The following is a 13,715-nucleotide window of genomic DNA, read 5'->3' on the forward strand; positions in this document are numbered from 1 at the left end:
AATTAATCAGGAGTTTTTATGTTTCGTTTATGCGTTCGTGACCATTTTATGATTGCCCACAGCTTTAACGGCGAGATATTTGGCCCCGCCCAGCGTACCCATGGCGCCACCTATGTGGTGGATGTGGTTTTCCAGCGCCCTGAGCTGGATGAGGATGGCTTAGTGATCGATATTGGCCTTGCCAGCGAAACAGTCAAAGAGGTATTGGCAGGCTACAACTTTCAAAACCTGGATGACGTAAGTGAATTTAAAGGTAAAAACACCACCACCGAATTTATGGCTAAGGTGATTTTCGACCAGCTAGCCAAAGCGATCGGCGAAGGCAAAATGGGCACCACCGCCCAGGGCATTACCCATATGGAGATCAAACTGCACGAGTCTCATGTGGCCTGGGCTAGTTACGAAGGCGCACTATGAGTCGGCGTTTTACCTTGATCGTTGCCGGTGACCCTGCTCAGCGCACCGGTGGCTATATCTACGATGCGCGTATTGTCTCGGCCCTACGTGACCAGGGCTGGGAGATTGACGTCGTGGGCCTGGCAGGCGTGTTTCCTGATGCGGACGCCGAAGCGGCAGCGGCACTAGCTCAAGCGCTTGAGACACTTCCCGACCATGCGGCGGTGGTGATCGATGGCTTGGCCATGGGGGCGCTGCCTGACGTGGTTGCCCAGCATGCAACGCGGCTGGACATTACCGCGCTGCTGCACCATCCCTTAGGCGATGAACTGGGCCTTGATGAGGCTGATCAGCAGCGCTTTCATCGCAGCGAGTTAACCGCGCTGGCTTCTGTGGCACGCACTATTGTCACCAGCCATTTTACCGCTCGGCGTTTGCCGGAACTGGCGGCGCACTACGCCATACCCATCAATGCAGGTGTCACCGTAGTGGAACCGGGCGTGGCCCAGGCACCGGTTAGCCCAGAAGCAGAAGCTGGTGAAACGCTGCGCCTGCTATGTGTGGCAACGCTAACGCCGCGCAAGGGGCAAGATGTTCTGGTTCAAGCGCTAGCGGGAGTGGCCGGTGATCAATGGCAGTGCGACTGCTATGGCGGCGCGCGAGACGCGGCGTTTACACAACGCGTGCAACAGCTGATTGATCAGAACGGTTTACAAAGCAGTGTGCACCTCCACGGCGAGTGCGATAGCGAGACGTTGGAAGCGGCTTACCAACACGCGCACGCATTAGTGCTGCCTTCCTGGTACGAGGGCTATGGCATGGTGGTCACCGAAGCCTTGGCCCATGGCCTGCCGGTGATTACCACCACCGGTGGCGCGCTACGCGACACCTTGCCAGAAGGTGCAGGTTTAAGCGTTGAACCGGGCGATGTTGCGGCGCTTCAAGACGCGTTGAGCCGATTTTGTAACGATGCAGAACTGCGTCAGCAACTGCGTCATGGCGCTGCTCAGGCCCGTGGTCAGTTAAGCGATTGGCAGGCGGCGAGCGAGGCCTTCGCCGCGGCGTTAACAGCGCAAAACCATGCCTCCAATGATTCGCTAACCTTGCGCGCTGGGAGTCAGTTTGAATCCGATTGGCTAACGCTGCGCGAGGCCGCTGATTTCGCCTCACGCAGCCAGCGCCTTGCTCAGTTCGCTTCAGAGTGGTTGGAGGCACGTAGCTCAACGCCGATGATCGCGGATCTTGGCTGTGGCCGGGGGAGCAACATGGGATTTCTGGCCCCGCGTTTTAGCGCCCACCAGCGATGGGAGTTGATTGACCACGATGCCATTTTGTTAGCGCAGGCGCGCCAGCGTGCCGCCGGGTTAAGCGATAGCCAAGGGCAGCCTGTGGCCGTCGAAACGCACTGTGTATCGCTGGAGCCGCTTGACGATGTGCCGCTGGACGATGCGCACCTAGTGACGGCGTCGGCGCTGCTTGATCTGGTTTCTCAGCAATGGATCGAGGCATTAGTGGGGCGCTGTGCCGAGCAGCAACAAGCGCTTCTAATCGCGCTGAGCGTGACCGGAGAGTGGCACTTTATCGATGCCCAGGGCGAGCCGGTGCTGGATGATGAAGACCACTGGCTGCTGGCCATGTTTATTGCACATCAGCAGCGTGATAAAGGCTTGGGCGATGCGCTGGGCGGTCAGGCTCAAGAGGTGTTAGTAGCTACCCTTGAGAAGGCCGATTATCGCATTGAGCAGGACGATACCCCATGGCAACTGACTGCTGGCAACCATGACCAGCAGCCGTTAATGATGGCGCTGTTGGAAGGTTGGGCTGAGGCCGCCACCGAACAAGCCCCTGACGCCGCGGCACGCATTGCCAGCTGGTTGGAGCAGCGCCAGCAGGCGGTGGCCAACGGCGAGCTGGGGATTTGGGTGGGGTACCGTGATCTCTTTGCCATCCCTCCGTTTGCCAAGCCTCAGGAAGAGGCCTAAGCCGATGGGGTTTGCTCAGACGTTGTGTACCCGGCTAGGCGCGTACATTAGCCCATGCCTGCAAAGCTCATGGCTACGGCGGGTGGTGCTCAGTATTGCCTTGCTAGGGGCCGTGTTGTTGTGGGTCGACCCCCGGGCCATCGTGGCGGAAGTGCAGCGCTTCTCGGCTGGGTGGGTAGTGTTGGCGTTAGTCATCAGTACGCTGCAGATCATGCTCTGCGCTTGGCGTTGGCAGTTTACCGCTGGGCTGATTGATGTACCGCTGCGGTTTGCTTATGCCCTGCGAGAGTACTATTTGGCGCTGCTGGTTAATCAGCTGTTGCCCGGTGGAGTACTGGGCGACGCCGGGCGGGCACATCGTCATGCTGCTCAGGCGCAGTCACGCGGTCGCGCTTGGCGAGCGGTCATTATTGAGCGCGCCTCGGGCCAAGTGGCTGTGGTCGTGCTAACGCTCGCGGCATTGCTGCTATCACCGCTCTGGCATGCCGCGCTGGGAGTGTCAGTACTTACTACGGTGGGCTTAGGCGTCGTGGCTGCTCTCGCCGTGGTTATCGCCAGCGGCCTGCTGTTGCGCCAACATATAAGCCATCGGTTGGCACGGCTGCCGCATTGGTGCCAAGCCCTGGCGCGCGACGTTAAACGTGGCTTATGGCGGCGTAATGTATGGCCTCAGCAACTATTCTCGTCGCTGGTCATTGTGCTGAGCTACGGCCTAGTGATGGTGTGTGCGGCGCGGGCAATTGGTGTTGAGCTAGCGGTATTGGAGGTGCTGGCGCTGGCACCGGTGCTGCTATTGGCGATGTTGATTCCATTTTCCGTGGCCGGATGGGGTTTACGGGAAGGCGCTGCGGCTGGTGTCTGGGCGCTGGTAGGACTGCCGCCCGCCCAAGGCGTGGCGGTGTCGTTGGCCTACGGTGTGCTGGTGCTGCTGGCGAGCCTACCAGGTATTTGGGTGGCGCTGAGCCGTCGCGAGAAAGCGCAGCCCTCAGGCGGTGGTATCCCGCAGATGCAGGTCGAACAGCGTGTCGTCTCCACAGCGGAAGGTGCGCGTGGGCGGGCGCAGCGCACTCTCAAGCGTCTGAATGGGCGTCATTTGAAGCCCTGGCCTGCCGGAGCCGATCAGCAGCGGGGCGACCAGCAGGTGCAGCCGGTCAACGGCGCCTGCTTCGATAAACTGAGATACCGTGATACCGCCGCCTTCAATCAGCACACGGGGCAGGCCTTTATCGGCCAGCAGGGTGATGACATCAAGCGGATTGAACTGGCCGTTGGCACCCAGTGGCAGCACGCAACGTTGAACGTGGGCAGGCAGCGTCGTGTTCGCTACCCCAGGCCCCACAATCAGCAGTGTCGGCGCGGCACTGTTACACAGCAGCGCCAAGTCATTAGGGATACGGCCGCGTGGGTCCAGCACCACCCGCGTCGGGTTAGTACCGCTAACGTGTCGCACGGTCAGTTGAGGATTATCGGCGCTGGCGGTGCCCGCGCCCACGACCACCGCGTCAACCAGGGCGCGCAGGCGGTGCAGGTGAACCAAACTTTCATGGCCGTTGATGTAGTGGGAGTGGCCGCTTTCCGTCGCGATGCGACCATCAAGGCTTTGGCCCAATTGAGCCACGACCCAGGCCAGGCGACTGGCCAATGGGGTCAGGCAGTCGAGCAGCTCACGCGCCTCAACACTGACCGGCTGACCCGTTTGCCACTCGCCGCTTGGCGTCACGGTGATCGCCACCTCGCAAGGGCGCCGATGACGCAGAGCCGAGAGCCATTGCCAGGCATCGACCAGCGAAATAGTGCCGCTAGTATTCATAACACTGCTATTAATACCCGTATTGACATGGGAGTCGGGCATGACGCCTCCGCGCTAATAAATCCGCTTCATCATGCGGGCTCTACTTGGTCTAGGGCAAGTAGTTCAGAGCCAGTAGCCCGAGCAACTCGTTCAGCGCGAGCGCGTATCATCCCCCACGCCAGGAAGCCAGGAGGCCTACATGTACCAGATTGAACGAGCTATTTTCGATATCCGTCGCGGATTGCCAGTAGTAGTAAATGCCGGTGAGCAGCGTTTGCTAGTACAGGCACTGGAAGGTAGTGAATCAGTCGAAGCGCTTGCTCGGTTAGCAGGCGCGCGGCCTTCGCTGGTGCTTACCCGTCACCGCTTGGCAGCCATGGGCGTAACGTTAGCCGCTGAAGCCGCCAGCTTGCCGCTCGCGACCAGGATAAGCACCAATGAGCTGCATGGCTTAGCCACGGCGGAGGCGCTGTCGCAACCTGCGGGTGGGCTGCTAAGCGGCTTAAAGCCAGCGGGGTTAGCCGAACTAGGGGCCGTTACGCTGATGCGTCGCGCGCTGTTAATTCCAGCAGCGCTATGTGCTTTTGTCAGCAAAGAGGCCGCTGCGAATATCGAGCAACAGCTAGCAGAAGGGCGGCTACTGCAAGTTACCGCTAAAGACGCTGAGCACTGCTTGGCCGGTGCGCCGGGCATGCTGAAGCGCGTTAGCGAAGCACATATTCCCTTGGAGGATGCCGCTGAAAGCCGCTTTGTGCTTTTCCGTGAGCCGGACGGCTTACGCGAGCATGTTGCCGTCGTTATTGGTAAGCCGGAGAGTTGGGAAGGTGCGGTGCCACTGCGCATGCACTCGGCGTGTTTAACCGGTGACCTGTTTGGCAGTTTACGCTGTGACTGTGGCGAGCAATTACGCAATGCAGTCGCCGATATTCAGGCCATGGGCGGCGGTGTGCTGCTTTATTTGGCCCAAGAGGGGCGAGGCATCGGTTTAGCCAATAAGCTGCGCGCTTACACCTTACAAGATGGTGGCCTGGATACGGTGGATGCCGACCAAGTGCTTGGTTTTGGGGACGATGAGCGCCAGTACGCCGTGGCGGTAGATATGCTCAACGCCCTTGATATTGAGCAAGTGCAGCTGCTGACCAACAACCCGCTGAAAATGGAAGCGCTGCGCCAGGGCGGTATCGAGGTCGTCTCGCGCCAGGCGCTGTACGGCAGCGTTACCGATCATAACCAGCGCTATCTAAACGCCAAGGCCACCCGCGGCGGGCATCTGTTAGAAGACGTACTAAGCGGGCAGCGTTAACCGCCGCAAACGGTCGCGAGCTCAAGCTGCTCCAATCGTGAAGTGGTTTTAGTTGGTTAGCGGCGGTAGGTGGGCAGTTTCTGTCACGACTGCCGCTAACTGGCGGGCATAATGCATTACCAGCCGCTCGCCTAATTCGGCGCTGGCGTGGCTGGCATCACCGGCCACACCATGGGAGCTTAAATCTTCCGCTAACCAGGCAAACGCTGCTGCACCCTCTGCACTCACTAAGGCATTGCCAGCGGGCGCCGCAGGCGGTGTGGCTTGATAGTTATCTAGCTGGACAAGCATGGGTGCCAAATAGCGCATCATGGCAGTTTCGAGTAGCCCACCGTGTAACCCGTAACGCAGCTCATCAGCCTTAATGGCGCCTTCTAACGGTGGCAGCCGCGTGTAGGTGGCTTTTACCACGCGCATTGCATGCCGCCGCCGCAGGGTTAAGCCTGCTAAATCCATCACCGCTTTATTGCCACCGTGGCTATTAAGTAGTACCAGACGACGAATGCCAGCGCGGGCCAGGCTGTCGCCATACGCTTCTAGCGTGGCGATCGCCAATGGCGCTGGCAGGCTCAGCGTGCCTGGGAAACTGGCGTGCTCATCGCTTGCGCCGACGGCAATGGCGGGTAGGCAGATCACATTAAGGTTCGGATCAAGCTCCTGCAGCATGGCGGCTTGCAGACCTTCGCCAATGGTCAGGTCTGTAGCTAGAGGAAGGTGGGTGCCGTGTTGTTCAATGGCGCCGAGTACCAGCACCGCTACCGGGTCGCGTTGGGCGAACTCGGCTAACTGCGGTGCGGTGAGCGTTTGCCAGTGGTGAATCATGAAATGAAAAGCCTTTAGGGTTTAAACATTGTTGTGAACATTGTTCTGAAGCAACTGATGATCCGAGCGGCAGGCGTAGAGATCGCCAGAGGCTAGCTCGTCAGCGCCAGCGCTTAGCCATTCGGTCATCGCTTGCGGCGTTTGCCACTCGGCCCAACGGAAATGGCGCTGCTCTCCAGCGACCACGTTATAGCGATACTCGCCAAGACGACTTAAATGGTTAACACAGTCGTGGTTGACCGCTAATGCACCCGCCACAAACTCCACCGAAAGCGCGGCCACCGGGCTGCTTAGTCCTGCCAGCACCTCTGCTTCAAAGCCTTCAACGTCAATCTTGATAAAGCTGGGCTCACCATACTCTTCAATTAACGTATCCAGCGTGGTGACCGGTACCCGCAAGCGCTGTTCCCAGCGCACTTGGCTAAAGCCTGCATTGCGCTCGCCAATCTGTTCGCGCCATTCGGTGGCCAGGGTGGAAAGCGTCGGGTTGCCGGTGCTAATAGCGATGTCGGCAAAGCCCTCTGTTGGACCAGCCGCCATGGGGAGCAGCGTGATGCTTTTCGGCCTAACCAATCGCTTAAACCACTTGGCGAGATCAGGCTGGGGCTCCAGGGCAATCACTTTTGCGCCTAGCGCATGAAAAGCCGCGCTGCGGTCACCTAAGTGAGCGCCAATATCAAAGGCGATAGTGCCGGGCTGAATAAACGGCTGGTAGAGGCGCTGGAGCCCTCGCTGACGCCCCGGGCGCCAATAAATAAACAGCGAGCGAGCAAGCCCGCCCGCGCTCCGCAGCCGTTGCAGCGCCATGCGCCGCATTAGGCGGGTTTTCTGAATATCTTCATCCGGCATCGGGATACCAGACGTAATTCCATGTTTCACTAACGGGGTCGTCGTTCAGCATGAGTCGCAGGCGAACATCACTGGGTTGGTCGCTTGCGGGCAGCCGAAAGCTCGCTCGCCAGCCGCCATTGGGGAGTGCGGTTACCTGGGGCAGTTGTACCTCGCCCTGGTGGGTGCTGATATCCAGCTCGACAGGTTGGTCGGCGGTGATATCCTCAAGCGCTCCGCCCTGGAAGTCGACAATGAACTGACGCTCCCCTGGCGTCGCCGAGTCCTCTTGCCCCGGCACGCCGGCACTGCCATGGCGGGTGCGGATCACACGGCCAAGGTGGTGCTCTTCCGGCTGCGTGTTGAGCGTGTGCGTCAGGTAGTGGAGGCGACGGGATTCGCCAGCATTTAACGCATCATCCGCGACCCAGTAAGCAACGATATTGTCGTGAGTTTCATCGGGTGTCGGAATTTCGACCAGTTCCACGAGGCCCGGCCCCCACGCATCTAACGGTACCACCCACTGACTGGGGCGGCGGTGGTATTGGGCTTCGATATCCAGGTAGCGGTTAAAGTCACGCTCCCGCTGCATCAAGCCAAATCCTTGGGGAGAGCTATCAGCAAAAGTCGAGGTGCGTAGCTGTGTTGGGTTGGTGAGCGGGCGCCAGATCCACTCGTCGTTACCGGTATGCATCAGCAGGCCGTCGGAGTCATGTACCTGGGGGCGGAAATCATCGGGACGCTCACGGCTTGCCTCACCGTAAGTGAACATACTGGTGAGCGGCGCAACCCCCAGCTTGGCAATGTCTTCGCGGGCAAACAGTTCCGCTTCCACCTCTACCTGCGTTTTTTCACCGGGTTCAATAATAAATCGATAGGCACCGCTGACAGAGGGGCTGTCCATTAACGCTAATAGCTCAATCTGTTTGGCGTCTGCGCTGGGTTTATAAAGCCAAAATTCGCGAAACGCCGGAAACTCCTCACCTTCAGGCGAGGCGGTGTCGATCGCTAGCCCGCGGGTGGATAGTCCGTATGCTTGGTCGCGCCCCACTATGCGGAAGTAGCTAGCACCGAGAAAAACGGCAAACTCGTCGGCGTACTCTTCATTATTTAGGGGGTAATGCAGACGAAACCCGGCGTGGTCACTGCCAGATAAATCGTGCTCTTTCAGCTTTTCGGCATTGCCATCATAGGAGTAGTCTTCCGCCGAAAAGGGAAGCGGGGAGGCTGTGTCGTTTTCGATCACATTGAGTGCAACCGGGGTTTGAAAGAGAAAGCCGCTGTGAAATAGCTGGAGGCTAAAGGGACTCTCATTGCGCCAATAGGCGTGATCAGGATCAAAGCGAATTTGCCGGTAGGTATCGTAATTGAGTTCACGTAATACCTCAGGCAGCGTCTCTTCAGGGGCTTGATAAGGCGCTTCAGCAAGCTGTTGGGCGCGCTCAATGACGGCGCTGAAATGTTTGTCGTCGTCGGCATAGGCGGTTGAAGCCACCGCACAGCCGAGTACAACTATCCATTTACTCGCTATCCACTTACCAGCTTGCCAATTACCAACCTGCCACCTGCAAACACGGCTAAAACGCATGGGCGAAATCCTTATCGAGTGAAGGCCTGCAAAACGTTTGGCAATAAGCCAAGCAGTACGTGAAATTTTTACACAATAACTATACGATTGCATGCGGACGTACAGGATTATTGCGTTCTATTCCTTGCTCTTTTCTCTTGCGCTTGGGTACACACTCTTAAAGACCGAACATGGAGAGGTCGTACTTCAGACACTGTAAGCTAAAGCAGGTACAAATGAGAATGCGATGATTCGAATATTATTAACGTCCTTACTGCTGAATGTCCTGCTCGTTGCGCCGCTATGGTGGCGGTTTGGAGAGATCGGTGCCCATTTGATCGCTTGGGAGGCGTTTATCATTGCGCCCCTTATGCTGGTGCTCCCCGTCGGTCAGGCGCGTCGTTTCGCCGGTGTTGGGTTTGTCAGTTGGATCATGTTGGCGACGGCTGTGAATTTAGGCACTGCCGCTACTCACATGGCGTTTGCCCGGCCACTCAACCTCTATCTTGACGTACCTTTGCTGCGCTCCATTTATCACTTATTAGTAGGTAATGTAGGTCAGTTTTTGGCGGTTTGCGCAATGCTGGCAGGGGCTGCCGTGCTGCTTGGTATCGCCCTAGGCTTAGTGAGACTACTACTTCCTCCCGTCACTTACTCGATTAAACGGCTGCCCGGTGTCGCTGCGTTGACGCTATTAGTCATTGCCACCATCGGTACCGCACTTGAACTTAACGGTGTGCGGCTGGTGGATAGCGCCCGTTTGCCGATGGTCAACAGCACACGGTTTCAATGGCAGCAAATGGCCGATACTCACGCCGCGCGCTTGGCCTTTACCGTGCAACTGGAGGCAGCGCCGCTGGAAAGTCAGCGGTTACCTGGGCTCGATGGACACAATGTGCTGCTCACCTTTATTGAGTCTTATGGCGTCTCTGCGCTGGATAATCCCCGTTATGCGGACGTTCTGCTGCCGACCCTTGCCGATATGCAGCAGCGGCTAGAGGAGCGCGAGCTTCATGTTGTCTCTGGGTTGTTGGAATCGCCGATTCGTGGCGGGCAATCCTGGCTTGCCCACGCAACAGCGTTAAGCGGTCGTTGGATTGATAACCAGCTGTGGTACCAGTTGATGTTAGACAGCGACCACTCCACCTTGATTGATGATTTCAGTGCTACCGGCCAACGCACGCTGGCCGTGATGCCGGCTATTTCTATGGCATGGCCGGAAGGGGAGGCTTACGGCTTCGATCAAATTGTCGCGGCAAAGGATATCGACTACGCCGGACCTGCGCTCAACTGGGTGACCATGCCCGATCAGTTCACCCTCGACTATACTCAGCAACACTTGCTGGGTGAGTCGCCGGTGTTTGCTCAACTGACGTTAATCTCTAGCCATGCCCCGTGGACGCCTATTCTGCCGGTGATTGAAGAGTGGTCTTTGATTGGGGATGGCAGCATTTTTGCGCCCTGGGAGAACGCTGGCGACCCGCCAGAAGTACTGTGGCAGGACATTGAACGTATTCGCGACCACTATGCCTGGTCGGTGGACTACGCTGTAAAAGTGGCCGGACGCTGGGCCGAACGAGTGGTGGATGACCATACCTTGATGATAGTGCTGGGTGATCATCAGGCCGCGCCATTGATTACCGGCGACGATGCCAGCGCAGCGGTACCGGTGCATATTGTTAGCGGGAACCCGGCGCTATTGGCGCCGTTTATAGAGCGTGGCTTTATTCCCGGCACGCTACCCGTGCTGGAGCAGGCAAGTAACGCGCCCAGGATGAGCCAACTGCGCCACTGGCTGCAGGAGGATTTTGGTGAGTTAGCAGATAATGCAAACACTCGCCCGGATACAAGGACGACCACAAGGACGCAGCAATGATCCAACCGGTAATTTTAAGCGGTGGCAGCGGCACACGGCTGTGGCCGCTTTCCCGAGAGCAGATGCCCAAACAATTTTTGCGCTTAACCTCGTCTCAAAGCTTACTGCAGCAAACCCTAAGCCGCTTAGCCGGGTTAACCGATGCAGCCCCAATGCTGATGGGCCACCATAGCCACCGCTTTTTAATGGCCGAACAGCTGCGCGAAATGAATCAAGCCGCCACCGTGGTGCTCGAACCTGAAGGCCGTAATACTGCGCCAGCGATTGCCTGTGCGGCGCTGCTAGCACGCCACTCAGGCGATGACCCACTGCTGCTGGTACTGCCCGCTGACCATGTGATTGGCGATGTAGAAGCTTTCCAGCATAGCGTGTCACTTGCCCAGCCGTTAGCCGAAGCGGGTTATCTCGTTACCTTTGGAGTAGTCCCGACACAGCCTGAAACCGGCTATGGCTATATTGCCTGCGGCGAGCCGCTGGAAGGCGGCCATCATCTTGCGGCCTTTATTGAAAAACCCAATGCCCAGCGTGCCGCTGAACTGGTCAAAAGCGGTGATTACTTATGGAACAGCGGTATGTTTCTGCTGCGCGCCTCAAGCTATCTGGGTCAATTAAAACGGTTACAGCCGGCAATGCTGGAAGCCTGCCAGGAGGCGGTTAACAGCGCACACCGCGACTTGGATTTTCTGCGCCTGGGCGAAGCAGCGTTTGGCCGTTGCCCGGCTGACTCCATCGACTACGCGGTGATGGAGCACTGTGAGCATGCCGCCGTGGTGCCCTTGGCCGCTGCGTGGAGTGATATCGGCAGTTTTGATGCGCTATGGGCAACCGTTGAGCCTGACGCAGCGGGCAATGCCAGTAAAGGTGATGCCTGGCTAACCGATACCCAGGGTTCACTGGTGTTTGCCGAGCACCGCCTTGTGGCAACGCTCGGCGTGCAGAACCTCATCGTCGTGGAAACATCGGATAGCGTGTTGGTGGCCCACCGCGACCAGGCGCAGCAGGTCAAGCAACTCGTGGCTTCGCTTACTCAGGCGGGGCGCAGCGAGCCCTGTTCGGCGCCCCAGGTGCAGCGACCTTGGGGCAGCTTTCAGGCGATGGACAGCGGCGAGCGCTATCAGGTCAAACACATTACCGTGAAGCCCGGCGGGCGGCTCTCGCTGCAGCGCCATCATCACCGCGCTGAGCACTGGGTTGTGGTGAGAGGCACAGCGCAGGTAACGCTTGAAGAGCGCAGTTTTCTGGTCAGCGAAAATCAGTCGACCTATATTCCCATCGGTGCGCTACATCGGCTGGAAAACACCGGCAAAATCCCCCTTGAGCTGATTGAAGTGCAGTCAGGGAGCTACCTGGGCGAAGATGATATCGAGCGCTTGGATGATGTTTACGCCCGAGACAACAACGAGTGAGGGTAGCTTACCAAAGCCAGCTAGCAGGGCGTGCGGGAGGGCGGCCCTTACGTACATCGATCCAACCGAGCACGCAGCGCACGCCCAACCATACCGCGAGCAGCGGCCAGAGCAGAGTGCCGATCATGACAATGCTGAGCAAAAAGGCGATGCAGGCATACAGGGTGCCGATCCAGAACGTGCGGATTAGGTAACGGTAGTGCGGCTGTAGCCACGGTGCGGCGTCTTTGCGGTAGACATAGGCGATCACCACGCCAATCAGCAGGGTGATATTGGCAGTGACAATACCCGCCAGGAATAGCGCATAAATAATCTGCGGCGGGCGTATCTCATCCCGAGATAAAACGTTTTGGGTCATCAGTAAGCTCTGGTTAATAAAGTCGACGCACTAATAAAGGCGATAGTCGCGGTAGTTAGCTAGCCTTTGCTGCTCTTGGACCACTTTACGGTAGCGCTTGTACTCCCACTGATACTGCGCAGGTTCCAAGCTTATTGCGGCTTCCACGCTGGCATTCACACCGGTGGCAGACGTTTGGTCATCGGGGCTGTAAACACGCTCATCGGCATCGAGAAAATAAATCTCAAACCCGCTGCCGGGTACCCGTAGCGCGACCCCAGTGATCACACGTGCCTGGGTGCGGGCTACTAGTTTGGGCAGCAACGTGGCGGTATAGGCATCGCGACCAAAGAAGGGCGCGAAAACGCCGCTGCCCCAGTCGGGTTCCTGGTCGGGCAGTATGCCAATCGCCTCGCTGCGCTTAAGCGCTTTGAGCAGTGCTGCAACACCGCGGGGGTTGGTGGGCACCAAGCTCGCCCCCATGCGTTCACGGCCATGGCGAATCACCGGATCAAGATCGCTAATTTTTGGGGGCTCGTACATGGCGGTAAACGGGAAATGGCTCGATAGCCAGAAGTTAAGCACTTCCCAGTTGCCGAAGTGCGGGGCGAGCACAATAACACCGCGGCCTTCGTTGCGGGCGTTATCAAGTTTGTCGCGGCCGTGTATCGCTAAAATGCTGGTTTCTACTCTATTTGGCTCCGCCATCCAGGCGTGGCCTAATTCCAACATGGTAGCGGTTGAGTGCCGTAAACTCTGCCGGGCAAGGGTTTGACGTTCAGCGTTAGAGAGGTTGGGATAAACGACCGTCAGGTTGCGCTCGGTTACCTCTCGCTCACGCTTATTGAAACGGTAAACCACTGGGCCCAGTACTGATGCCATGCGCCATAGCCGCTTAAGCGACCAGCGTGATAGCTGGCGCCATAGCCAGCTAATCGCACTGGCTTTTGAAAAACGGCGTTGGGTATCACCCGTTTGTTGCTTCATATCTAAAACAACCAGGTATCTACGTTGGAAGGGGCGCGTTTCTCTTGCAGCCCTTTGAAGCCTTTAACGCAGCGGATAATCAGCCAGACGGCGAGGGCCAGCAGCAACGGGAAGCCGATCAAGATGAGCGTCAAGAACGAAAAGACAATGCCGTAGACTAGCCCTATCCAGAACGTGCGGATCTGATAGCGGTAGTGTTCGTCTAGCCATGCAGGGCCTTTGCCTTTATAGACGTAGGCGATGATCACACCGATAAGCGACGTAAAACCGAGGAAGAAACTGGCCAGATAGAGCGCATAGTTCACCATTGCCATGGTGGTGTCGGGCTGTTGGGGGCGCTCTTCGCTGACAACGTTGCCTTCTAGTGGCGCCTCATTGGCGTTATCTTGCATAACATTTCCTTTCGGTAAATCGCTATA

Annotated in this window: 12 protein-coding genes and 1 pseudogene; 6 read left to right on the top strand and 7 right to left on the bottom strand. The window is 57.8% G+C overall.

What is annotated here, in order from left to right; all coding sequences use genetic code 11:
• Positions 1–18 precede the first annotated feature (18 nt).
• The 3 genes and pseudogenes from V8L70_RS02000 to V8L70_RS02010 form a co-directional block, all read left to right on the top strand.
• Complete coding sequence (locus V8L70_RS02000) at positions 19–417, top strand: 6-pyruvoyl trahydropterin synthase family protein (RefSeq protein ID WP_008958245.1); 399 nt, start codon at positions 19–21, stop codon at positions 415–417.
• Complete coding sequence (locus V8L70_RS02005; protein ID WP_101145951.1) at positions 414–2,378, top strand: glycosyltransferase; 1,965 nt, start codon at positions 414–416, stop codon at positions 2,376–2,378. The genes V8L70_RS02000 and V8L70_RS02005 overlap by 4 nt, the downstream gene beginning before the upstream one ends.
• A 4-nt stretch (positions 2,379–2,382) precedes the next feature.
• Positions 2,383–3,303, top strand: a pseudogene (locus V8L70_RS02010) (lysylphosphatidylglycerol synthase transmembrane domain-containing protein); the annotation flags it as partial.
• Between the two features lie 60 nt (positions 3,304–3,363).
• Here the strand turns inward: V8L70_RS02010 and V8L70_RS02015 are convergent.
• Positions 3,364–4,230 carry a RibD family protein gene (locus tag V8L70_RS02015; protein WP_332870626.1) on the bottom strand — a complete coding sequence of 289 codons (867 nt, stop codon included), beginning with the start codon at positions 4,228–4,230 and terminating at the stop codon, positions 3,364–3,366.
• A 139-nt stretch (positions 4,231–4,369) separates the two neighbouring features.
• Here V8L70_RS02015 and ribA point away from each other — a divergent pair, with 139 nt between their 5' ends.
• Positions 4,370–5,473, top strand: a complete 1,104-nt coding sequence (gene ribA, locus V8L70_RS02020; protein WP_101145955.1) for a GTP cyclohydrolase II RibA — start codon at positions 4,370–4,372, stop codon at positions 5,471–5,473.
• Positions 5,474–5,521: 48 nt separating this feature from the next.
• Here the strand turns inward: ribA and V8L70_RS02025 are convergent, their stop codons facing one another.
• The 3 genes from V8L70_RS02025 to V8L70_RS02035 are packed head-to-tail and all read right to left on the bottom strand — an operon-like array spanning position 5,522 to position 8,711.
• Positions 5,522–6,295 carry a creatininase family protein gene (locus V8L70_RS02025; RefSeq protein WP_101145956.1) on the bottom strand — a complete coding sequence of 258 codons (774 nt, stop codon included), beginning with the start codon at positions 6,293–6,295 and terminating at the stop codon, positions 5,522–5,524.
• Positions 6,296–6,316: 21 nt separating this feature from the next.
• On the bottom strand, positions 6,317–7,144 hold the full coding sequence (locus tag V8L70_RS02030) for an FkbM family methyltransferase (protein ID WP_101145957.1): 828 nt from the start codon (positions 7,142–7,144) through the stop codon (positions 6,317–6,319).
• Complete coding sequence (locus V8L70_RS02035) at positions 7,134–8,711, bottom strand: OpgD/OpgG family glucan biosynthesis protein (protein WP_101145959.1); 1,578 nt, start codon at positions 8,709–8,711, stop codon at positions 7,134–7,136. The genes V8L70_RS02030 and V8L70_RS02035 overlap by 11 nt, the downstream gene beginning before the upstream one ends.
• A gap of 226 nt (positions 8,712–8,937) precedes the next feature.
• Here V8L70_RS02035 and V8L70_RS02040 point away from each other — a divergent pair, with 226 nt between their 5' ends.
• A complete protein-coding gene (locus tag V8L70_RS02040) occupies positions 8,938–10,566 on the top strand; it encodes an alkaline phosphatase family protein (protein ID WP_101145961.1) in 1,629 nt (542 codons plus the stop codon).
• Positions 10,563–11,972: a mannose-1-phosphate guanylyltransferase/mannose-6-phosphate isomerase gene (locus V8L70_RS02045; protein WP_101145963.1), complete on the top strand. Its 1,410-nt coding sequence runs from the start codon at positions 10,563–10,565 to the stop codon at positions 11,970–11,972. The genes V8L70_RS02040 and V8L70_RS02045 overlap by 4 nt, the downstream gene beginning before the upstream one ends.
• Before the next feature lie 7 nt (positions 11,973–11,979).
• Here the strand turns inward: V8L70_RS02045 and V8L70_RS02050 are convergent, their stop codons facing one another.
• From V8L70_RS02050 to V8L70_RS02060, 3 genes are read right to left on the bottom strand one after another with little or no spacing between them, the layout of a single operon-like run.
• Complete coding sequence (locus V8L70_RS02050) at positions 11,980–12,330, bottom strand: DUF4870 family protein (protein ID WP_101145964.1); 351 nt, start codon at positions 12,328–12,330, stop codon at positions 11,980–11,982.
• Between the two features lie 30 nt (positions 12,331–12,360).
• On the bottom strand, positions 12,361–13,296 hold the full coding sequence (locus tag V8L70_RS02055; protein ID WP_101145966.1) for a lysophospholipid acyltransferase family protein: 936 nt from the start codon (positions 13,294–13,296) through the stop codon (positions 12,361–12,363).
• Positions 13,297–13,298: 2 nt separating this feature from the next.
• Positions 13,299–13,688, bottom strand: coding sequence for a DUF4870 family protein (locus tag V8L70_RS02060; RefSeq protein ID WP_101145968.1), 390 nt, complete (start codon positions 13,686–13,688; stop codon positions 13,299–13,301).
• Positions 13,689–13,715: the final 27 nt, after the last annotated feature.

This window comes from Vreelandella arctica, from assembly GCF_037070215.1.
In the GTDB taxonomy this organism is placed as follows: Bacteria; Pseudomonadota; Gammaproteobacteria; order Pseudomonadales; family Halomonadaceae; genus Vreelandella; species Vreelandella arctica.

Excerpts from the sequence above, each read along its gene's own strand:
- V8L70_RS02050 (WP_101145964.1), bottom strand. The coding sequence starts at position 12,330 with ATGACCCAAAACGTTTTATCTCGGGATGAGATACGCCCGCCGCAGATT.
- V8L70_RS02030 (WP_101145957.1), bottom strand. The coding sequence starts at position 7,144 with ATGCCGGATGAAGATATTCAGAAAACCCGCCTAATGCGGCGCATGGCG.
- V8L70_RS02045 (WP_101145963.1), top strand. The coding sequence starts at position 10,563 with ATGATCCAACCGGTAATTTTAAGCGGTGGCAGCGGCACACGGCTGTGG.
- V8L70_RS02040 (WP_101145961.1), top strand. The coding sequence starts at position 8,938 with ATGATTCGAATATTATTAACGTCCTTACTGCTGAATGTCCTGCTCGTT.
- V8L70_RS02025 (WP_101145956.1), bottom strand. The coding sequence starts at position 6,295 with ATGATTCACCACTGGCAAACGCTCACCGCACCGCAGTTAGCCGAGTTC.
- V8L70_RS02035 (WP_101145959.1), bottom strand. The coding sequence starts at position 8,711 with ATGCGTTTTAGCCGTGTTTGCAGGTGGCAGGTTGGTAATTGGCAAGCT.
- V8L70_RS02060 (WP_101145968.1), bottom strand. The coding sequence starts at position 13,688 with ATGCAAGATAACGCCAATGAGGCGCCACTAGAAGGCAACGTTGTCAGC.
- V8L70_RS02000 (WP_008958245.1), top strand. The coding sequence starts at position 19 with ATGTTTCGTTTATGCGTTCGTGACCATTTTATGATTGCCCACAGCTTT.
- V8L70_RS02015 (WP_332870626.1), bottom strand. The coding sequence starts at position 4,230 with ATGCCCGACTCCCATGTCAATACGGGTATTAATAGCAGTGTTATGAAT.
- V8L70_RS02055 (WP_101145966.1), bottom strand. The coding sequence starts at position 13,296 with ATGAAGCAACAAACGGGTGATACCCAACGCCGTTTTTCAAAAGCCAGT.
- ribA (WP_101145955.1), top strand. The coding sequence starts at position 4,370 with ATGTACCAGATTGAACGAGCTATTTTCGATATCCGTCGCGGATTGCCA.
- V8L70_RS02005 (WP_101145951.1), top strand. The coding sequence starts at position 414 with ATGAGTCGGCGTTTTACCTTGATCGTTGCCGGTGACCCTGCTCAGCGC.